The organism is Kaistella treverensis, from assembly GCF_900114045.1.
Taxonomy (GTDB): Bacteria; Bacteroidota; Bacteroidia; order Flavobacteriales; family Weeksellaceae; genus Kaistella; species Kaistella treverensis.
The window spans coordinates 200448-221636 of sequence record NZ_FORQ01000003.1 but is presented as its reverse complement, the minus strand read 5'-3'; the positions used below and the strand labels follow the sequence as shown (position 1 = coordinate 221636).

Annotated in this window: 19 protein-coding genes; 8 read left to right on the top strand and 11 right to left on the bottom strand. The window is 38.2% G+C overall.

Going from position 1 to position 21189, the window contains the following annotated elements:
• The first annotated feature begins 65 nt into the window (after positions 1–65).
• Together BMZ55_RS09245 and BMZ55_RS09240 are read left to right on the top strand one after the other, a co-directional pair.
• The gene (locus tag BMZ55_RS09245; protein ID WP_089820092.1) at positions 66–1004 is read left to right on the top strand and encodes a glycosyl transferase family 90; all 939 of its coding nucleotides are present in this window, start codon (positions 66–68) and stop codon (positions 1002–1004) included.
• Positions 1005–1017: 13 nt separating this feature from the next.
• Positions 1018–1362, top strand: coding sequence for a phosphomannose isomerase type II C-terminal cupin domain (locus BMZ55_RS09240; protein WP_089820091.1), 345 nt, complete (start codon positions 1018–1020; stop codon positions 1360–1362).
• Between the two features lie 40 nt (positions 1363–1402).
• On the opposite strand, the gene BMZ55_RS09235 is transcribed toward BMZ55_RS09240, so the two are convergent.
• Positions 1403–2662, bottom strand: a complete 1260-nt coding sequence (locus tag BMZ55_RS09235; RefSeq protein WP_089820090.1) for a glycosyltransferase family 4 protein — start codon at positions 2660–2662, stop codon at positions 1403–1405.
• A complete protein-coding gene (locus BMZ55_RS09230) occupies positions 2610–3701 on the bottom strand; it encodes a CDP-glycerol glycerophosphotransferase family protein (RefSeq protein WP_089820089.1) in 1092 nt (363 codons plus the stop codon). Before BMZ55_RS09230 ends, BMZ55_RS09235 begins: the two co-directional genes overlap by 53 nt.
• A 177-nt stretch (positions 3702–3878) precedes the next feature.
• Between BMZ55_RS09230 and BMZ55_RS09225 the strand changes: the two genes are divergently transcribed.
• Positions 3879–4964 (top strand): glycosyltransferase family 4 protein, encoded by a 1086-nt coding sequence (locus BMZ55_RS09225; RefSeq protein WP_089820088.1) that lies wholly within the window; start codon positions 3879–3881, stop codon positions 4962–4964.
• On the opposite strand, the gene rocD is transcribed toward BMZ55_RS09225, so the two are convergent.
• The 6 genes from rocD to pdxA all read right to left on the bottom strand — a co-directional run bounded on the left by rocD (position 4954) and on the right by pdxA (position 10300).
• Positions 4954–6204 (bottom strand): ornithine--oxo-acid transaminase, encoded by a 1251-nt coding sequence (gene rocD, locus BMZ55_RS09220; protein ID WP_089820087.1) that lies wholly within the window; start codon positions 6202–6204, stop codon positions 4954–4956. The genes BMZ55_RS09225 and rocD overlap by 11 nt on opposite strands.
• 101 nt (positions 6205–6305) lie before the next feature.
• The gene (gene accC / locus BMZ55_RS09215) at positions 6306–7658 is read right to left on the bottom strand and encodes an acetyl-CoA carboxylase biotin carboxylase subunit (protein ID WP_039341253.1); all 1353 of its coding nucleotides are present in this window, start codon (positions 7656–7658) and stop codon (positions 6306–6308) included.
• Between the two features lie 78 nt (positions 7659–7736).
• A complete protein-coding gene (accB, locus tag BMZ55_RS09210; RefSeq protein WP_039341255.1) occupies positions 7737–8216 on the bottom strand; it encodes an acetyl-CoA carboxylase biotin carboxyl carrier protein in 480 nt (159 codons plus the stop codon).
• A 115-nt stretch (positions 8217–8331) separates the two neighbouring features.
• A complete protein-coding gene (gene rpmF / locus BMZ55_RS09205; protein WP_084060814.1) occupies positions 8332–8535 on the bottom strand; it encodes a 50S ribosomal protein L32 in 204 nt (67 codons plus the stop codon).
• Positions 8536–8601: 66 nt separating this feature from the next.
• A complete protein-coding gene (locus BMZ55_RS09200) occupies positions 8602–9123 on the bottom strand; it encodes a YceD family protein (protein ID WP_089820086.1) in 522 nt (173 codons plus the stop codon).
• A gap of 88 nt (positions 9124–9211) precedes the next feature.
• On the bottom strand, positions 9212–10300 hold the full coding sequence (gene pdxA / locus BMZ55_RS09195; protein WP_089820085.1) for a 4-hydroxythreonine-4-phosphate dehydrogenase PdxA: 1089 nt from the start codon (positions 10298–10300) through the stop codon (positions 9212–9214).
• Positions 10301–10424: 124 nt separating this feature from the next.
• Between pdxA and BMZ55_RS09190 the strand changes: the two genes are divergently transcribed.
• Genes BMZ55_RS09190 through BMZ55_RS09180 form a run of 3 tightly spaced genes read left to right on the top strand, consistent with a single transcriptional unit; the run spans position 10425 to position 13237 of the window.
• A complete protein-coding gene (locus tag BMZ55_RS09190; protein ID WP_089820084.1) occupies positions 10425–11021 on the top strand; it encodes a riboflavin synthase in 597 nt (198 codons plus the stop codon).
• Positions 11008–12501: a sensor histidine kinase gene (locus BMZ55_RS09185; RefSeq protein ID WP_089820083.1), complete on the top strand. Its 1494-nt coding sequence runs from the start codon at positions 11008–11010 to the stop codon at positions 12499–12501. The genes BMZ55_RS09190 and BMZ55_RS09185 overlap by 14 nt, the downstream gene beginning before the upstream one ends.
• A gap of 40 nt (positions 12502–12541) precedes the next feature.
• Complete coding sequence (locus tag BMZ55_RS09180; protein WP_089820082.1) at positions 12542–13237, top strand: tRNA1(Val) (adenine(37)-N6)-methyltransferase; 696 nt, start codon at positions 12542–12544, stop codon at positions 13235–13237.
• A gap of 2 nt (positions 13238–13239) precedes the next feature.
• Here BMZ55_RS09180 and BMZ55_RS09175 read toward each other — a convergent pair whose 3' ends face one another.
• Positions 13240–13818 (bottom strand): DUF6759 domain-containing protein, encoded by a 579-nt coding sequence (locus BMZ55_RS09175; protein WP_089820081.1) that lies wholly within the window; start codon positions 13816–13818, stop codon positions 13240–13242.
• A 137-nt stretch (positions 13819–13955) separates the two neighbouring features.
• Here BMZ55_RS09175 and tsf point away from each other — a divergent pair, with 137 nt between their 5' ends.
• Positions 13956–14780 (top strand): translation elongation factor Ts, encoded by an 825-nt coding sequence (gene tsf / locus BMZ55_RS09170; RefSeq protein WP_089820080.1) that lies wholly within the window; start codon positions 13956–13958, stop codon positions 14778–14780.
• Between the two features lie 157 nt (positions 14781–14937).
• Positions 14938–18228: a T9SS type B sorting domain-containing protein gene (locus tag BMZ55_RS09165; RefSeq protein WP_089820079.1), complete on the top strand. Its 3291-nt coding sequence runs from the start codon at positions 14938–14940 to the stop codon at positions 18226–18228.
• Here BMZ55_RS09165 and fmt read toward each other — a convergent pair.
• Together fmt and BMZ55_RS09155 are read right to left on the bottom strand one after the other, a co-directional pair.
• Positions 18225–19178, bottom strand: coding sequence for a methionyl-tRNA formyltransferase (gene fmt / locus BMZ55_RS09160; RefSeq protein WP_089820078.1), 954 nt, complete (start codon positions 19176–19178; stop codon positions 18225–18227). The two genes, BMZ55_RS09165 and fmt, sit on opposite strands and share 4 nt — an antisense overlap.
• 20 nt (positions 19179–19198) lie before the next feature.
• Entirely contained in the window at positions 19199–21133 is a 1935-nt protein-coding gene (locus tag BMZ55_RS09155) for a RecQ family ATP-dependent DNA helicase (RefSeq protein WP_089820077.1), read from the bottom strand.
• Between the last annotated feature and the right edge of the window lie 56 nt (positions 21134–21189).

Here is a 21189-nt window from a genome sequence, read left to right as displayed (position 1 = left end):
AAAATTTTAAGAGGCAAATTTACTGAAAATTTAGCGCGTTTTAGAAATTTAGGTAATTTTGTATAATGGCAAAAATTAAAAAACAAAACAAACTTCTATTTTATCTCAAAGGTTTTTCTGCCAGATTGCTTCCACATCAAGAATTGGAACGCAAAATTAAGGATTTACGGAAAAATTTATCTGCGGAACAATTGAAAACAGTAGACTTTCGGGTAGATTATTATAATAAAATTTCGGAACCGACACCTGTTCCTCACAACGGAACCCGTATAAAAGATTTATTATCTCCTAAAAAAAAGAAAGTATATTATTTTGACACCTATAAATACGCAAAATATTTTGATAAAAATCTGCTGATTGACTTTACTTTTGGAGATGTAAATACGATTTTACCATTTCCCATGATTGCGAAAAGTCGACCTATTTCCGAAGATAATCAGAATAATATTCTGCTCAATTTGAATAAAATACGGCATTTTGTATCAGTTGAAAATGATAAACCACTAAATACTAAAAAAAACAAATTAGTTGGCCGTGCTGCAGTACACCAACAACACAGGATTGATTTTTATAATCAGTATTTTCAATCGCCCATCTGTAATCTTGGTCAAATTAATAAAACCGGCGGCCGCGCAGAATGGATTAAGCCAAAGATGCCTATTAAAGAACATTTAGATTACAAATTTATTCTTAGTTTGGAGGGAAATGACGTCGCAACAAATCTAAAATGGATTATGTCCTCAAATTCAATCGCTGTAACTCCAAAGTTGAAAATGGAAACTTGGTATATGGAAGGAAAGCTGGTTGCTAATGAGCACTACCTTTGCATTGATGACGATTACCAAAATCTGGACGAAAGACTTCAGTATTACCTCGATCACCCAAATGAAGCCAAAAACATCATTGAAAATGCTAAGATATATCGGGCTCAGTTTAATAATAAAAATATGGAAGATTTAATTTCATTTTTGGTTCTAAAAAAATATTTTAACTACATTCGCTAGAAATTTTGAGAGTATGTTAGAAATTGGTGAAAGACCCTGGGGAAAATATTTTGTTTTGGTAGATGAACCACATTATAAATTAAAGCGAATTGAAGTACAGCCGGGCCATCGCCTGTCTTACCAATTTCATCATAAAAGACAGGAACAGTGGACGATTGTGGAAGGTGACGCCACGGTGATTTTGGATGACAAAGAAATTTTGCTGTCTTATGGTGAAAGTATATTTATTCCGCAAGGTGCAAAGCACCGCATTATGAATCAAAGTGATAAGCTCGTAGTTTTTATAGAAGTTCAAACAGGAACGTATTTCGGAGAAGACGACATTGTACGCCTCCAAGACGATTACGAAAGAAAATAAAAATATGCCGTTATAGCGGCATATTTTTTTTAATTTACATTTAAGATTTTGTTACAAATTCGATGGCATCATCGAATTTTTGCAATACCGATTTCCAGGAATAATTTTCCAAAACGTAATTCTGCGCTATTTCAGCTTCAATTTCCCTTTCTGTCTCGCTTTGCTCAATGTAAAACTGCAGCGCCTGGAAAAATTCTTCTTTTGTAGTATAACTTTTCCCCACGCCACTGCGCTGCACGTGGCTTTTTAAAACATCGCAATTTCCGTTCACAATCACCAGTTTTTTTTCTACCATCGCCTCCAAAGTCACCATCGAAAGACTTTCGTAAAAAGACGGCATAATCATCGCGAGTGCTTTGGTCAAATAAGCGTGCTTTTCTTCTTCGGTCACAAAACCTGCAAAAATTACCGAGCTATTCCGGTAACTTTTTTTCATATGATTTTTCCCGACGAGCACCAGTTTAAATTCCCGGTATTTTGGGTATTTTTTCTGGAATTCCAGAAAATGGTGAATAACCAAATCGCAACCTTTTGCAGCCTCGATGCGTCCAATATAAATGAAATATTTGTTCGGAATAATTTCCGCGGGAAGATTAACTTTTTCACCCTCAAACGGGGAAATTCCGACACCGGCAATCTCTGAATTTTGGGCAATATTCGGAAAGTTGTTTTCAACAAGCTGCTTTTCACTTTCCGTATTATACATGATAAATTTCGGGACAGAAAAAAGATTTTCGTACGGTTTCGTGTACAAAATCGGTTCGTCGTGCGCGGTTGGAATAAAAATACTTTTTTCCGACACAAGCGGCATTCCTTCAACAGTTGGAAAGTACAGATAGGTGAAAAATATGAAGACATCATACTTTTCTTTATTTGCTGAAATAAAATCTACCAAATCTGGTACGTAAGGTCCCTGACCGCGCAACCAGACGTCCACATTTTCTTCTGTAACTTCAGATAAATTGAAAAGCTGATCAGCTTTTTTAAAAATTCCAAGGAATTTTAAAATTTTAAAATACTTTTTCTTCTTAAAAATGGCTCGTCGCGCAGCCCGGGTTTTTCTCTTATTTTCGGCAAAAGTTGGAAATCGGCGAACTTTAATTTCATTGATAAAACTTTCGCCGGGCTGATAATGATTTTCCCAACCGTGGTTGTTGATGGCGGTGGAAGTCAGAATTTCCACTTCATATTTTTGCGCTAATTTCACCGCTAGAATCCGCGCATGAAATTCTGCGCCGCCGTTTACTTCAACGCCGTAACGCTGAACAATCAGGGCAATTTTCTTCCTTTTTTCCGGCATTAAGTTTAAAATATTTTGTTTTCCAGCGCAGTTTAAGTTTTCGGACTAAATTTAAAGGTTTTGGTTTTAATTTTCCCTGATAATTGTCGATGAAATCGTCCACTGCAAAAAGTACGCGCTCGGAATTTTTGCCGTCGCGGTGCGCCTCATGATGCAGTGTATATTTATGGATTTCTTGCATAAGATTTTCGGGTCTTTTCAGGGCTTTTTCCAAAGCTTTACCTATTTCATTTTTATCCAAAACATCGATTAAATGTTTTCCCGGATGCGTGTTCCGATAAGTCACCACAGGTTTATCCAAAAGCATGGCTTCAATAATAATCGAAGAACTGTCACACAACATCACATCGATTTTCTTTAAAGTTTCCAAGCCGTCATTAAACCGCTGAAAAGTAACATTTGGAAATTTTGCCGCTAAAGCACGGTATTTTTCAATAAGTTCCGCATCATCCAATTTCGGATGAAAGGTGATGAGCCAATCCCAGGGTTTTGTCTCCATCAAATTTTCAAGTGTGCCGTGCAACGCTTCAGCAGAGGAAATTCCTTTTGTAAATGTTGGTGAATAAAGAACCAGCGGCCTTTCATTTTCCACTTTGTGGTCGACGGAAAAAAACGGATCGACTTTACACCAACCGGTTTCATAAATTTTGAAAAAGCCTTTTTCCTTCTCTAATTTCTTAAAGTATTCCGTGCTGCTCGGGCCTTGGGTGCAATAAATGTCAAACCAGCCACGAATGGTAAAATGATCGTCGATTTTTTCAATGCGTTTTTTCATGGCATAACCGTGAAAAACTTCCACTTTTACACCCGGAAAAAAATCATAGATGTAATTTCCCGGCGCAAACACCGCGATCGGCTGATAATCCATAACTTCCTGAATGGTATGAACTTGCTTTTCTTTTTTTGTCAACAAAACTTCACACGGTTTTTCGATAAACCAGGCTACCTCATCACCCCTTTTCCAGATTTCATCCTGCAAAGGCCGCAAAATCGAATACGAATACGGAAGTGAAACAAAAAAAAGATAGCGTTTCGGCATTTTTCAAAGGATTTCTTCAAAACTACAGAAATCGGCTTGATGTCGCAAGATGTTCTGAAATCTGGTTTTGCGAAAATACTCAGCTTCGATTTTTGAATTTTTAAATTATATTTGAGCTTACTAAACTTTAAAAAAGTTTGATGAAATATTGCTTAAAATTTAAAGGTTAAAACATTGATGAAAGTAAAAGTTCTGCTTGATCTTGAGCGACTTCGCCGACCGCATTCCGGCATTGCAAATGTTTTCAGAAACCTGGCGCGCGGCATCGAAGAAACTCAGCACAACTTTAATTTCACCTATTTTGGTGTTTTTACGACGATAAATTTTCCCTTAAATGAGCAAAAAAAGTGGAAACGGCTTCATAAAATTTACGAAAATTTCAGTCAAAAATTCGACATTATTCACGTCAGTCATCAGGCTTCGCTGTATTTTACGCGGAAGTATAAAAATTCTATAAAAATTGTAACGCTGCACGACCTGAATTTTCTGCACGAAAATTTACCTGAAAAAAAGAAAAAAAAGCTGCTTTTAAGGCTGAATAAAAATCTAGAATACGCAGATTATATCGTTTGCATTTCTCAGTTTGTAAAAGCTGATTTCGAAAAAAATATCGGGCTTTTCCGGCTAAAAAAGCTGAAAAAGGTTGAAGTCATCCATAACGGAATTCAGCTGCCGGAAGTCCGGAAATACAAATTGGGGAAATTCGCGTGTTTAGCCGCTAAAAAATATATGCTGAACATCGGTGTATTATTCGACAAAAAAAACCAGCTGAAACTCGTAGAAATGCTGCCGTTTTTAGAAGAAGATTTGGTTTTGGTGGCTTCGGGTGAAAAGGAACCGTATGCGACAGAAGTTCGGAATAAAATTAAAGAACTGAAGTTGGAAAACCGCGTTCATTTTCTGAAAAATATTTCAGAAGAAGAAAAATATGCATTGATCCAAAACTGCGAGGCGATGTGTCATCCGTCAACGGCGGAAGGTTTTGGTATTCCGCCGATCGAAGCGATGGCATTTGGCAAGCCGGTTTTCCTGTCGGAATATACCAGCTTACCGGAAATTGGCGGTGATTCCGCCTTTTATTTTAAAAATTTCGAACCTAAATTGATGGCAAAATTTTATCGGGAAAAAATGAAATTTTACCACGAAAATCCAGAGGAATTTTCGCTAAAAATCAAAAATTGGGTAAAACAATTTGATTATAAAGCGATGGCGAAAAATTACCTGAATTTCTACGAAAAAATTCTGGAAGATTCTATTTCTTAAATTCCAAAACCGTTTTTTCGATAATTTTCACACATTCTAAAATCTGCTCCTCAGTGATGACCAAAGGCGGCGCGAGGCGAATTATGTTGCCGTGTGTTGGTTTTGCGAGCAAACCGTTATTTTTCAGCTCCATGCAAAGATCCCACGCGGTAGAACTTTCCGGTGAATCATTGATTAAAATCGCATTCAGCAAACCTTTTCCGCGAACTTTTGTGATAAGCTCGGTTTTTTCGATTACTTTTTCAATTTCAGAACGAAACAGTTTTCCTAATTCTTCGGCTCTTTCGGAGAGATTTTCATTTTCTACCACGCCCAAAGCTGCTAATGCAACGGCGCACGCGATAGGATTTCCACCGAAAGTCGAACCGTGCTGACCAGGCTTAATGACATTCATAATGCTATCATTGGCCAAAACCGCAGAAACAGGGTACATACCGCCGGAAAGTGCCTTGCCGAGAACCAAAATATCTGGTTGTACATTTTCGTGATAACACGCGATTAATTTTCCGGTTCTTGCGATTCCGGTTTGAACTTCATCAGCAATGAAAAGCACATTATATTTTTTACAAAGATCAGCAGCTTGTCTTAAATATCCTGCGTCCGGCACAAAAACGCCAGCTTCACCTTGGATTGGTTCCACCAAAAACGCAGCGATATTATCCGCATCGTTTTTCAAAGCTTCCTCTAAAGCAGAAATGTCATTATAAGGAATTTTGACAAAACCCGGTGTAAAAGGACCATAATTTTTGCTGGCGTCCGGATCATTTGAAAAGGAAACAATTGTCGTAGTTCTACCATGGAAATTGTTTTCGCAAACGATAATTTTAGCCGCATTTTCGGCAATATTTTTCACTTCGTAACTCCATTTTCTGGCGAGTTTTACTGCAGTTTCTACGGCTTCCGCACCAGAATTCATTGGTAAAACTTTATCAAAACCGAAAAGTGTCGTAATTTTTTTTTCGTATTCACCAAGATTTGAATTGTAAAAAGCGCGTGAAGTCAATGCCAATTTTTGCGCTTGGTTTACCAAAGCATCAACAATTTTCGGGTGCGAATGACCTTGATTCACCGCAGAATAAGCAGATAAAAAATCGAAATATTTTTTCCCTTCCACATCCCAAACGTATACGCCTTCGCCTTTTTCCAACACAACCGGCAACGGATGATAGTTGTGAGCGCCATATTTATTTTCTAAATCAATGTAATACTGAGCATTATTTTTTACCGCTAATTCTGACATATTTTTTACTTTTTTACAAATTTACTCAATATTATCCTAAATCTAAAACCAAAAAAATTGCCCCTAAAAGAGGCAATTTTTTCTATTTTTTAAACTTATGTTTAGTTATCGAAACTTTTATCCATTTTAAAATCTTCCATGAACTTCGTGGTGTAATTCCCGGAAAGATAATCTTCATCTTCCATCAACTGACGGTGAAATGGAATGGTAGTTTTCACACCTTCAATATAAAATTCTTCCAACGCGCGCTTCATTTTGGCGATGGCTTCCTGACGCGATTGCGCTGTTGTAATCAGTTTAGCGATCATGGAATCGTAATTTGACGGAATGGTGTAACCCGAGTAAACGTGCGTATCAACACGAACGCCGTGACCACCAGGAATATTTAAACCGGTGATTTTTCCCGGTGACGGACGGAAATCATTAAATGGATCTTCCGCGTTAATTCTACATTCAATTGAATGCAATTTTGGGAAATAATTCTGACCGGAAATTGCATTTCCGGAGGCTAAAAGTATCTGCTCACGAATTAAATCGTAATCTACAACCTGCTCGGTAATCGGATGTTCTACCTGAATTCTGGTATTCATTTCCATGAAATAAAAATTCCGGTGTTTATCGACCAAAAATTCTATTGTTCCTACGCCTTCGTAAGCGATATATTCCGCAGCTTTTACGGCAGCATCACCCATTTTCTGACGAAGTTCATCGGTCATAAACGGTGAAGGAGTTTCTTCGGTTAATTTCTGGTTTCTACGCTGAACGGAACAATCGCGTTCTGAAAGGTGACATGCATTTCCGTATTGGTCACCTGCAATCTGGATTTCAATGTGACGCGGTTCTTCGATGAGCTTTTCCATATACATTCCTCCGTTTCCGAAAGCGGCAACAGCTTCCTGAATTGCAGATTCCCAAAGTTCTTTCAAATCTTCTTCTCTCCACACGGCGCGCATTCCTTTTCCGCCGCCGCCTGCAGTAGCTTTAATCATCACCGGATAACCAATTTCTTTTGCGATAACCAGGGCGCTTTCATAAGATTCTACCAAACCGTCGGAACCGGGAACGCAAGGTACACCTGCTTCTTTCATGGTCGCTTTAGCATTCGCTTTATCGCCCATCCTGTCGATTTGCTCCGGAGTTGCGCCTATGAATTTTATGCCGTTCTTTTGGCAAATTCTGGAAAAATTAGAATTCTCTGATAAAAATCCGTAACCAGGGTGAATCGCATCGGCATTGGTAATTTCTGCAGCAGAAATGATATTCGGGATTTTAAGATAAGAATCTTTGCTCATCGCGGGTCCAATGCAAACTGCTTCATCTGCGAACCGAACGTGCAAGCTGTCCTTATCGGCAGTAGAATACACGGCAACGGTTTTAATTCCCATTTCTTTGCAGGTACGTAAAATACGCATTGCAATTTCGCCGCGGTTGGCGATTAATATTTTTTTGAACATCTAAGAAATTTTGAATTTTAATTTTAAATTATTTCAGACGAAGCGCCCAAAATTTATAATCTATAATTTAAAATTATATTAAGAAGGATCTACTAAGAATAATGGCTGATCGTATTCTACAGGCGTGGCATCATCTACCAAAACTTTAACGATTTTACCGGAAATTTCAGATTCAATCTGGTTAAATAATTTCATCGCTTCAATAACACAAACAACTTTACCAACAGAAACTTCGTCACCAACGTTCACGAATAAATCTTTATCAGGAGCAGGTTTTCTGTAGAAAGTGCCGATCATTGGAGATTTTATGGTTACGTAGTTCGCATTTTCAGCAGCTGGTTCTTCAGTGGCAGCTGGAGCAGCAGGAGCACTTGATGGAGCAGCTGGAGCTTGCTGTTGCTGTGTGTGGTAAACGGCAGGTGCCGGACCGTAGTTAATTTCACTTCCACCAAGTGGCGTTTTAATGGTGATTTCGAAGTCTTTTGTTTTGTATTTTACCTCGGAAACCTCAGCTTTAGACACAAATTTTATAAGATTCTGTATGTCTTTAATGTCCATATAATTGGTATTTGTTTATTATGCCAAAGATACTAAAAATCAATAAAAAACCACTCAAAATTGAAAAAATTGAGTGGTTTATGTATTAAAACGAAGAATTTTGACGTTTTTTGGCTTAGTTCTCTTCTGAAGTTTCTACTTCTTTTTCCATTACTACTTTACCTCTGTAGTAAAGTTTTCCTTCATGCCAGTGCGCTCTGTGGTACAGGTGCATTTCACCAGATGTTGCATCTTTTGCCAATTGAGGAACTTCAGCTTTGTAGTGTGTTCTTCTCTTATCTCTTCTTGTTGACGACTGTCTTCTCTTTGGATGTGCCATTTTCTATATTTTTAATTTGATGAGCGATGAGTACTTGATTGCTCAATTCTCATCATTTTAAATTATTTAATTATTATCTTTTAACTTTTTTAGCGCTTCCCATCGGGGATCAGTCGCAGGTTTTTCTTCTTCGATAATTTCGGGACTGAACCGGTTTAAAATTTCCAAATCTTCCTCAGAAACATTTGGTGAAACCTTTTTCATCGGAATGGATAACATCACGTCTTCATAAATCAGCTGTGCTGCATTGAATGCGTGGTCGGTCATCGGAATCGTGATTACATCTTCATCGCTGTCATCATACTCTTCACCAAATTTCACCAAAACCTTGATCTCATGTTCAATAGGATAATCGAAATTGTCGTTCGTGATATCACAAACTAAATTAACGGTTCCAGTTGTTTTAATCCAAAGTTCCAAAAAAGTCGTATGCCGGTCCATAAGGATTTCCGCCACGATTCTGGGATCTGTAAATTCCTGTTCAGTATCGAAAAGTTCAAAGAACGCTTTATCTACCTCAAACCTGAACTCGTGTTTTCCGTTTTTAAGCCCCGAAAACACAATATCGTAGTTTCTAAACTTGTCCATAAAATGAGTGTGCAAAAATATGCATTTTTTTTAATATTACAAATATATTTGAAAACAATCTGCAGTAATAAATATTTACTCAGATTTCTCAGGCGCGGTCAACCGGCAAATCTTCATCCACGTTGTTGTTGGAATTGTTCCTGCGCGGTCGCATTCTATTGGTCATCAGATCATTATATTCCTGGCGGTTTTTAAAAATTTTAATTGCCATAAAAATCGCTTCGCTGAAACTTTGCGGATCTGCGATGTTTTTTCCGGCGATGTCATAAGCCACGCCGTGGTCCGGACTGGTTCTGATAAAAGGCAATCCCGCGGTATAATTTACACCTTCTTCATAGGCGATCGTTTTAAACGGCGCCAAGCCCTGATCGTGATACATTGCTAAAACAGCATCGAAATTTTTGTACTTTTCAGGCTGAAAAAAGCTGTCTGCCGGATACGGCCCGAAAGCCATAATTCCATTATCGAACAATTCGCGGATTGCCGGTTCGATGATTTCAATTTCTTCTTTACCAATTGCGCCGCCATCGCCAGCGTGTGGATTTAAACCTAAAACCGCAATTTTTGGTCTTTCAATACAGAAATCTTCAACCAAACACTGGTTGAGTAATTTGATCTGCTTTTTAATTTTTTCTTTTGAAATATTTTCAGCTACGTTTGCAATTGGAATATGATGCGTGGAAACCGCAACTTTCAAACTTTCTGTAACCAAAAACATTAAACCTTTTCTATTAAATTTCTCCTCAAGATAACCGGTGTGGCCCGCGTGCTGAAAACCGTATTTCAGCATTTCTTCCTTATTGATCGGCGCGGTAACCAAGACATCTACTTCACCGTTCATCAAAGCATTGGTTGCAGCTTCTAAAGATTCAATCGCCATTTTCGTGGATTCTTCCGTTGGTTTTCCTAAATCAACATTCACGTTATCTTTCCACAAATTCACCATATTAATTTTATCAGCGTGCGCCTGCGACACTTCGGTGATATAATTAAAATTATGCTGTAGTTTGAAGATATTTTTCTGGTAGGTAAACAATTTTCCGGAACCGAAAATCACGGGCGTAAAAAAATCTGTGATGGATTTGTCCTGCAGAGATTTCATAATGATTTCCGGACCAATTCCGTTGTAATCACCGATCGATATTCCTACTCTTATTTTATGCGGTTTCGCGGTCATTTTTGTTATCTTTGAAAATTGTTTGAATTTTACAAATTTAACAAATTAGGACTAATAATCCTTCATATAATTTATTTTAAGCTGATTCAGCAGTTTATTTACTACATTTTTTAATACTACCAATATGTTTACAGGAATTGTAGAAGCCACGGGAATTGTAGAGAACATTGAACATCGTGACCGAAACATTGATTTTATTTTGAGTTGTCCTTTCACCTCCGAATTGAAGATTGACCAAAGTCTGGCGCATAACGGCTGCTGCCTTACCATAGTGGAAATTACCGATACCAATTATCGCGTAACTGCTATCGACGAAACGCTGGAAAAAACAAATCTCGGCAAGTGGAATGTAGGAACCGAAGTGAATTTGGAACGCTGTTTGAAGTTTGATGGCAGACTTGATGGCCACATCGTACAGGGACACGTAGACAAAACCGGAATTATAGAAAAAATAGACGATAAAGCAGGAAGTTTTTTCATCATCATTTCTTACGATTCTACCGATGAATACACCACTGTTCCCCAAGGTTCCATAACTGTAAACGGTATAAGTTTAACGGTTGCGGAAAGTGCAGACACCAGTTTTTCAATCGCGATAATTCCTTACACCTGGGAATTTACGAATATGAAAAACCTGCAGGTTGGTGATATGGTTAATCTTGAATTTGATATTATCGGAAAATATGTAAACAAATTGATGAAAAAAAATGCCCTTCTCTAAATATAAAGGTTTAAGCCTTCGCAACAAAGTTTTCTGGGGATTTTTGGTGATCTGTTTACTCAGTATTACCGGCTCCTCAATACTTTCCTATTTTATTTTGAAGGACAATGCAACTGTGCAAAGCCGCACCGATTTGCAGAAAAAAGCAGAAGCGCTGATGTCTGCTTTGGATTACGCGGTAAGCCACACTCAGACGCAAACCGAAGACCTGCCGAAAATCCTTTCCAACTCCATTTACGAAATTGCTGATATTAACAATCAAGACATCATTATTTATGATTTAAACGGTAATTTTGTGCTTTCCAATAAAGACAGCAACCTCATCGCGACCAAAAAGCTTTCCTTACCGGTAATCAACCGCGTGCTGAAAAGCGATAAAAGAACCGATTACAATACTTTCGACAAAGACATCGGTGCGAACGTCACTTCTTCTTACATGATGTTGAAAAACAATATGCTGGAACCGATTGCTATTGTTTACTTTCCTTTCTACCACAACGATTCGGCGTATGTAAGCGTTTTTAACCGATATCTGAACTATATTTTCATTGTCAATCTTTTGGTCATTGCTTTTGGCGGCTGGCTCAGCTGGATTATTTCTAAAAATCTCACGAAGACAGTCACGAAATTTTCAGAGCTTATCAATAAAATCACCTTCCTGGAAGAGGATCCGCAGCCCATTAAATATTATCAAAACGATGAGCTGAATCAACTTGTGAAAGCTTACAATAAAATGATTTTGCAGATTCGGGAGCAGAAAGAACGACTTTCCTTTAAAGATAAAGAAGAAGCCTGGCGCGAAATGGCAAAACAGGTGGCACATGAGGTGAAAAATCCGCTGACGCCGATGAAACTGACCATTCAGAATTTTGAGCGGAAATTTGATCCGGCGGATCCTGAAATTAATGAAAAAGTGAAAAAATTAAGCAAAGTCATGGTAGACCAAATTGATTTGGTAGCCACCGTGGCGAACGCTTTTTCCCAGTTTGCGCAGCTTCCGGAAAAATATAATGAGGTTTTCGATGTGAACAGTGAAATTAAAAACATCATTAAAATCTTCAGCGACGAAAAAATATATTTCCACGCCAACCAGGACAAAATCATGGTCGAAATGGACAAAATTTATCTGTCCAGAATTATTACCAACCTGGTTTCCAACGCGCGACAAGCCCACGATGAAGAACGCGAAAACATTATTAATGTTGATGTGGAACAGCGCCAAAAAAGAATCATCATTACCGTGGAAGACAACGGCGTTGGCATTCCGGAGGAATTATACGCACGGATTTTCGAACCGAATTTCACCTCAAAAACCAGCGGAATGGGACTTGGTCTTACGATGGTGAGGAAAATGGTGGAAGATTATAAAGGCGAAATCACTGTTTCTTCTGAAATTGGAAAAGGCACCACTTTTACCATTTTTCTTCCCACGAACCTGAAAGCAAAACACGAAAAGGTTTTAGAAAAAGCCATGGTTTAATCGGTGCTAAAACGGCAATTTTTTTCAAAATACATAATTCTTGAAACTTTTCCATTTTAAAAAATTCTCGGTTAAACAGTCCGAAAAAGTTTTCCGAGTCGGGACCGATGCGGTTTTGCTTGGCGCATTAACCAATGTTATCGGCGCGCAAAAAATCCTCGAAGTTGGCTCAGGAACGGGGATTATTTCACTCATGGTAGCGCAGCGAAACACTTCAGCGGAAGTTACAGCGCTGGATATTTCAGTAGACGCAACAGAACTCGCGGCGGAAAATTTTGAAAACAGTCCGTTTCATTCGCGGTTGAAAAGCATCAATACTGATTTTAAAGATTTCAAAAATTCCGGGGTATTTGACCTGATTTTTTCAAATCCGCCTTACTTCGAAAAAAACGGTTCAACAAAAGATATTGTGGCGCGACAGCAAACCGAACTTTCCTTCGAAGAACTTCTGACAAAATCTTCAAAAATACTGAGCAAAAAGGGGCAAATTTCTGTAATTATCCCAACTGAATCTGAAGCGGTTTTTACCAAAATTGCAAATAAAAATTTGCTTTATTTAAACCGAAAAATCACGGTTTTCGGCATTAAAAATTCAAAACCAAAACGCGTGGTGTTGGAATTTACATTTCAGGAAAAAATGACCGTAGAGCAGGAAATTTTTATTGAAAAATCGCCGCGGATTTATTCGGAAGAATATTTAAAACTTACTGAAGAATTTCACCTTTTTAACCGGTAGTTTTATTTCGGTTGGTTCAAGGTAATTACGATGTCTTTGCTGATGCTTTTCCGTGAGGTGTATTTCGCGTCACAAACCGAAGTTGTCAGCGTGTACGAACCTTTATCCACCATGATGAAGTTTTGGTTTCGCGCCGGGACATCAAGATTATAAAACTTTTTACCGTTGATTTTAACGATTAAATTGCATTTTGATTTATTTACGATTTGTACGTAAGCAGTTTTGCTGTTGGGATCAGAGTTAAAAAGATGATTCAGCAAATCTGCGGTTCTTTTATGTTTATCATTTCGCCCATCAGCTGCAACATCTTTTCTCACCGCGGTTTTCAGTTTACTTTTATTTACGGGCGTTACGGTAGGTTTTGCAACGCTGACTTTTACGGCAGCAGGTTTGTCATTATTGATAACGGCGAAGAGTTTTCTTTTAAATTCCGGTGTTCTTGGATGGTTGGGATTGTACTTAATGAAATTCGCAATAACCTGCGCATTGGTACTTTTTTCTACTTGCTGAACCGTATATTTGGATTGTGCAAAGGCAAAAACAGACAGTAAAAAAACAATTAAATAGAGTGTTTTTTTCATTAAAGGTTTAATAATTAGAGATTTAAATTTTAGGAATAACGGAAAAATCCTCTTTTTAGTTTGTGCTAAATTTATTATCTTTGCAACGCTCTAAAACCGAGCTAAAGTAATCAATTTTAAATCTAAAAAACAAGAATATGTATACACCAGTTGCTGCAGATGTAGCGAAATTGAGAAATATTACAGGCGCAGGAATGATGGACTGTAAAAAAGCGTTGGTAGAAGCGGAAGGAGATTTCGATCTTGCGATTGATAACCTACGTAAAAAAGGTCAGAAAGTTGCCGCTAACAGAGCAGACAGAGATTCTCATGAAGGTGCTGTAATTGCAAAACTGAACGAAGATTTCACCATGGGTGCAATTATCGCTTTAAACTGCGAAACTGATTTCGTAGCGAAAAACGACAGCTTCGTAGAATTGGCACACGAACTTGCTGAGCAGGCTGTGATGTATGCAAACAAAGAAGAATTTTTAGCTTCTGATTTCCACGGAATGACTGTTGCTGAGAAATTAATCGAGCAAACAGGTGTAATTGGTGAAAAAATCGAAATCGGTTCTTTCGAAAGAATTGAAGGTCCTTATTTAGGGGCTTATATCCACGCTGGAAACAAGATTGCTGCAATCAGCTCTCTTTCTTCAAACGTTGACGGCGCTGCCGAAGTTGCAAAATCTGTATCAATGCAGGTTGCTGCGATGAACCCAATCGCGTTGGACGAAACAAAAGTTTCTCAGGAAACCATTGATAAAGAATTGGAAATCGAAAGAGAATTGTTGACAAAAGAAGGAAAACCTGCAAACATCATCGATAATATTTTGAAAGGAAAAATGCAGAGATTCTACAAAGACAACACTTTGGTTCACCAGTCTTTCATCAAAGATTCTTCCATCTCGGTTGCAGATTACGTAAAATCTTTAGATAACGATTTGAAAGTTTTAGGTTTCGTAAGAGTAAGTCTTACCTAATTTTTCAAAAGTAAATTCAAAAATCTCTTTCTATTTTTAGGAAGAGATTTTTTTTTCGGCTAAATAGAAGTAATTTTATATTTCTAATTTACCTATATAATTGAAAAATCTACTTTCTTTCTTTTTCGCATTATTTTTTGCAGATGCTTCTGCACAAATGGATACGGAACACTGGTTTGCACCTATGGCAGCAAGCCAGAGTTCAAACGGTTCTTTTCAGCCGGAAAGTTACCTTTATCTTTCCACCAATGAGACCACGTCTTTTCTTGTAGAAATTTACAGCGGTAATGTACTTTACACCACCGTACAGGTTTCTAAGGGAAACCCGCAAGTGATCGATATTCCGTTCAATTTTATGATGACAATTTCAACTTCGGAAATGTTTAAAGCAGTTCCGATGGGTCTTCATGTAAAAGGAACAAAGAAATTTTTTGCTAATTACAGATTTTCTGTACCTAATCACGCAGAAATTATCACTTCCAAAGGTTTGGCAGGAGTTGGAAAAAACTTTTTCGCCGTTATGGCACCTCTTACTGCCGCCAGAGAATACTTCAATGCGACCATAGGAGTTATTGCCACTGAGGACAATACGCAGGTAAAACTATCCGGCTATAATCCCGCGGTAGTTTTTGCCGATGGAAGTAGCAGTCCCACGAAAACATTTACCTTAAATAAAGGCGAGTCTTATATAATTAATGCGATCAACAATTTGGAGCTTGCAAACAGCGATGGTTTAGTTGGAGCAAAAATCGAAGCTACTCAACCTATCGCTGTGACTAATGGAAACTTTAATGGCATTTATACGAATGAAAATTTTAGCAATAATGACATCCTGATGGACCAATCTGTACCGGTAGAACGACTTGGAAAAGAGTTTATTCTGGTCAAAGGAAACGGTCCATATAACAATAATATGGAATCCGCGCTTATCGTAGCATCCGACGACGACACCCATATTTTCATCAACGGCGCAGATTCCGGAGTGGTTTTAAATGAGGGAGATTATCACGTTTTTAAAGCTAATAATTACGTTGATCAGTCACGTAATCACTATAACATGAGCGTTTCTACGACTAAAAATGTTTATGTGTACCAGTTACTTGCTGGCGTCGGTTTTGGAAGCGTATATGCTACGGGTGGATTCAATTTTATCCCTGCACTCAGCTGCTTTTTACCCAATAAAATTGATGAAATCTCTGCAATTAATCAAATTGGACAGGATCTCTACAATGCTAAATTAAATATTATCTCCGAAAAGGGAGCGACAGTTCAGGTAAATGGAACTGTACTTAACAGCCTGCAAGGTCCCTTTCCCGTGATCGGAAATCCAAACTGGGAAACCTACACCGTACTAAATGTAAGTGGTAATATCACGGTAAATTCTACAAAATCTGTTACCGTCGGTATTGCCTCGGGAAATGGCGCGGTGGGCTACGGCGGTTATTTCGCGGGGTTCAGTTCAGTGCCGGTGATTTCCAAAACAGGTGATTGCTATGCGGGAGTTTTATTACAGGTTGATGATTCCTATGACCAGTACCAGTGGTATTTAAATGGAATAGCGCTTCCGGGTGAAACTAAATTTATCATCAATCCCGACCTTTACGGAAGCGGAAGTTACACCAACAACATTTCGAAAACGAATTGTGAAACCAAGTTAACTGCGCCTTACCAATTTACAAAATGTCCGCCCATATCCACGACAACATTCGATATCGGTTTCTGCCAAACGGTTACGGTCATTCCGGCATTCACAAGTTCCAGCCAAAAAATAAACCCGCTTAAAACCAAAATTATTGTAAGACCTCAGTATGGAAGTGTCATTATTGATGTGGCAACCGGCATTATTACCTACACTCCTAATTCCACATTAACCACCAATGTTTCCGACGTTTTTGTTTATTATATTGAAGGAAACGGGACCCCGGAAGACAGCGAGTATTTTAAAGTGCTTGTCAATGTAAAAACCCCACAAACTACCGATGCTACCCTTCTGGTCTGCCCAAATCTGGACGGCACCGGAACCTATAATTTAAGTCTGGCCACCGTCTCCACCGATGCAACGGATACTGTTGTGTACTATTCGGATCAGCTGCTAAATAACCGCATTTCAAATTTCACCAACTATAAAACCCCACCCGGAACCGTATACGCGGCGGTAACTTCAACCTACAATTGCACTAAAACCGTAAAAATATTCTTAGAACTTACCAAGTTACCAATATTGAACGGAAATAATTACAATTTTACTCTTTGTGATGATAATTTTGCAGGAAGCATTCCAATTAAATTTTCGACTATTGCCCCGCAAATTATTTCAAATTACACCAGTTCGTTTACTGTCCGATATTATCTGAATCCCGCAAGCCAGCAGAATGGTACAAATGATTTTTTACCCGACGACTGGTCTTATTCTGCCAATACTACGGTTTATGTGAGAGCATTTGACACGTCGGGCTGCACAGTTGTTTTAGGTCAAATTAATTTTATTGTCGGTACAAAAACACCACTTAAAAACGCCACGGTAGTAAAGTCTGTCTGCGATGACAAACTTCTCGGAAAGGTAGAGGTCGATTTAAATAATTATCTCTCAGAATTCACCGCTAATGCGTCTGCTACTTTCTACATTAATGAAACCGATGCGAAAAATAAACAAAATCCAGTTTCAGCCAATCAAAATCTTACTGCTTCTAAAACATTTTACATTAGATTTGAAAGCAATAACGCATGTACAAATATCGGTACTTTAACCTTAAATATTTCTACTCCCAAGAAATCTACAACTTTAAAAAACGAAAAAATATGCCCTGGAAGCAGCGTAAATTTAGACGCTGGCTCCGGTTTCGATTCGTACAAATGGAGCACGGGCGAAACTACATCTAAAATTAATGCCCGAGTTGGAACGTACTACGTAGATTTAGGTTTTAACGGTTGTGTCTATAGGCAAACTGTAGAAGTTACAGCAGCTGAACTTCTGCAGATAAAACTAATCGAAGTTACCGGAAACACCGCCACGGTTTCAGTTACCGGTGGAACGCCACCTTACCAGTATTCTTTTGACAATATTAATTTCCAACCCTCAAATATTCTAACAAATATTCCCCGCGGAAAGCAAACGGTTTACGTGAAAGACGCGCAAAATTGCCAGGTAATTACCAAAGAATTTTTAATACTGAATTTAATAAACGTCATTACACCAAATGATGACGGAAAAAACGATGTGCTGGATTATTCCGACTTAAGCATCAAAAAAGATGTTCAGATTGAAATTTATGACCGCCACGGAAATTTGGTATTTTTGGCCAATAAAGCACCGTATTTTTGGGATGGCAAATTAAACGGCCGGCTTTTATCCACCGGAAATTACTGGTATATTTTAAAATGGATTGAGCCCGACACCGATTTGCCAGTGCTTCACAAAGGCTGGATTTTAGTGAAAAACAGAGATTAAATAAAGGCTGCCGAGATGTGCTTAAAATCCTGAAAACCATTTAGAAAATCCTTTACACTCATGCGTTTTTTACCTTCAAGCTGAACTTCTTCAGGGTAATAAATTCCGCTTTCGGTATAAAACTGCAGGTGATTTTTATCGATTTCTAAAGCTCCAGGTTTCTGATCGTGAGAATTTTCTTCGAAATGACCTTTAAATATTTTCAGCACTTTTTCATCATCTCCGATTTTTATTGAAGTAAAAGCCGCGGGATACGGCGACATTCCGCGGATAAAATTGTAAACCGTTTCAGAACTTTCTTGCCAGTTAATCCGGGTATTTTCTTTAAAAATTTTAAAGGCATTTTTTGGATTTTCTACGTGTGGCTGCGGCTTCTCCTTAATTGAATTTTCCGCCAAACCATCCAATGTTTCTACCACGAGTTTTGCGCCCATTTCCATCAAACGGTCGTGCAGTTCGCCCGCATTTTCTTCAGGAAGAATATCGATTTCTTCCTGCAGAAGAATATTTCCTTCATCAATTTTTTCATTGATAAAAAATGTTGTTGCGCCGGTTTTTTTCTCGCCGTTGATTACAGTGTAATTTATGGGTGCCGCACCGCGATAATCTGGCAGCAACGAAGCGTGCAGGTTAAAAGTGCCGAGTTGTGGCATTTCAAATAAAATTTTCGGCATCATCCGAAAAGCTACAACCACAAAAACATCGGCTTTTAATTTTTCTATCTCCGCTAAAAATTCCGGATCCTTCAACTTTTCTGGCTGCAAAACGGGCAAATTTTTCGAAATTGCATATTCCTTCACCGCTGACTGATGGATTTTCTGGCCGCGACCGCTCGCTTTATCAGCGACAGTTACTACGCCGACCACTTCGTGATGCGATTCATAAATAGCTTGCAGCGAAGTTTTAGCAAATTCTGGTGTACCAAAAAATATAACTTTTAGAGATTTCATTTGTTTAATTTAAAATGCATTTAATCATGGTTAAAGGCGTAAGTCCGGAAGTTCAGCATTTTTACTTTTCCTGAATCCAGGAGATGAATAAGGTTTTCCAGGATATTTTCTTTGCTGAAGTAGTTTAGTTTTATCGAAATTTCTTCCACATTTGCCGGAGAAATTTTTAAAATATTTAAAATATCTCCGGAAATATCACGGCCAAAAATACTTTCTTTCTGTTGCTGACAAACCGAGCACTTTCCGCAGTTTTTTGCATTTTTTTCGCCAAAGTAGGATAAAATCATTTTCATTTTGCAGAAGTCCGTATCCTGCACAAAAAATTTCATTTCTTCCCATTTCTGGATTTTATTTTTTTGTATCTGCGCAAATAATTGCCAATATTTCCCTTCGATTGCACGCTGGTCGCGGTGCTGAAGAAATTTCACACTAGACAGCGCTCCGTCGATATAGCTTAAATGCCCGCTTTTTTGAAGTTCCAATAAACGTTCTTTCACCAAATGAGGCTCAGAACCAATTTTTGTACTGAACGTTTTTTCGCTGAAAAGCACTTTGTGTGTTGCTATTCCGGTGAGATTTCTGAGCAAAAGTTCAATAAAATAAGCGTCTTTCTTCGGTAATAATTCTATTTGTTCCGGACTTATTTTCAATTCCAGCGAGGACAAAGAATTTTGGAAATTATAATAAATAATCTCCTGATGGTGAAGGAAGTTCAGCACATTCCGGATTTTGGCTAAAGAACTTTTGGTAAAATTCTGAACTTTCTGGATATGAAGCTGAAAAATATTTTCAGGAAGATCATTTTCCGCGATTTGAAACCTGGAATATAAATAGGTGACAATGTTCTGAAATTCTAATTTCGACGGAATTTGATTGATCAGAATTTGGTCAAAATTTTTGAGCTCCTGTTCGTTCCAAAGTAAAAAAGCATAAGATTCTGCGCCGTCGCGTCCGGCTCTTCCGATTTCCTGGTAATAATTTTCAATCGACGCAGGCGGTGAAAAATGCAGGACAAAGCGCACATTTTCCTTATCGATTCCCATACCGAAAGCGTTGGTTGAAATTAGGACGTGGTTTTGGCTTTTCACCCAATTGTTCTGCTTCGCGTTTTTTTCTTTTACAGGAATTCCGGCGTGGAAAAAATCAACATTTTTAATTTGGTTTCGGTGCAGGAAATGCGTCAGTTCTTCGGCTTCTTTTCGCGTTCGCACGTAAATTATTCCGGAGGAACTGTTATATTTTAAAAGATTTAAAACCCGTTCATATTTATCCGAAATTTTATCTGAAATAATTTTCAGGTTACTTCTGCGAAAACTTTTCTGAAAAACCAAAGCATTTTTCAGGTTCAGTTTCACCTGAATTTCCTGCATCACCTTTGGCGTCGCGGTAGCGGTTAAAGCTAAACACGGAATTTTGCCTATAAAAGGCCGGAATTTTTTAATATTCTGATAGCTCGGCCGGAAGTCCTGTCCCCATTCGGAAATACAGTGCGCTTCGTCCACCGCGAGAAATGAAATCTGAATTTCTTCCAAATTTTTCAAAAAAATCTGGTTTGTAAGCCGTTCCGGCGAAACGTATAAAAGTTTGGTGAGACCGTCTTTGCAACGGTTAAAAATGACTTCAGCATCAAAATCATCGAGTTCTGAAGAAAGGTATTCTGCTTCAATTCCTAAGTTTTTCATTTGAAAAACCTGGTCTTTCATTAATGCTAAAAGCGGCGAAACCACCAAACATGTACCTTCCAATATCAACGCCGGCAGTTGGTAACACAGCGATTTTCCACCGCCGGTAGGTAAAAGTGCTACTGCATCCTGACCGGAAATTACGGCGTTAATAATTTCTTCCTGAGCATCGCGAAAATTCTCGAAACCAAAAAAATGTTTTAAGGTTTGATGTTTTAGCTGCTCAAAATTTTGGGAAGAAATCACCCGTAAATTTACTGAAACAAATTTCATAAAACAAAAAAAGCCACGATATACGTGGCTTCTTTTATAGTCTGAAAAACTTTGAA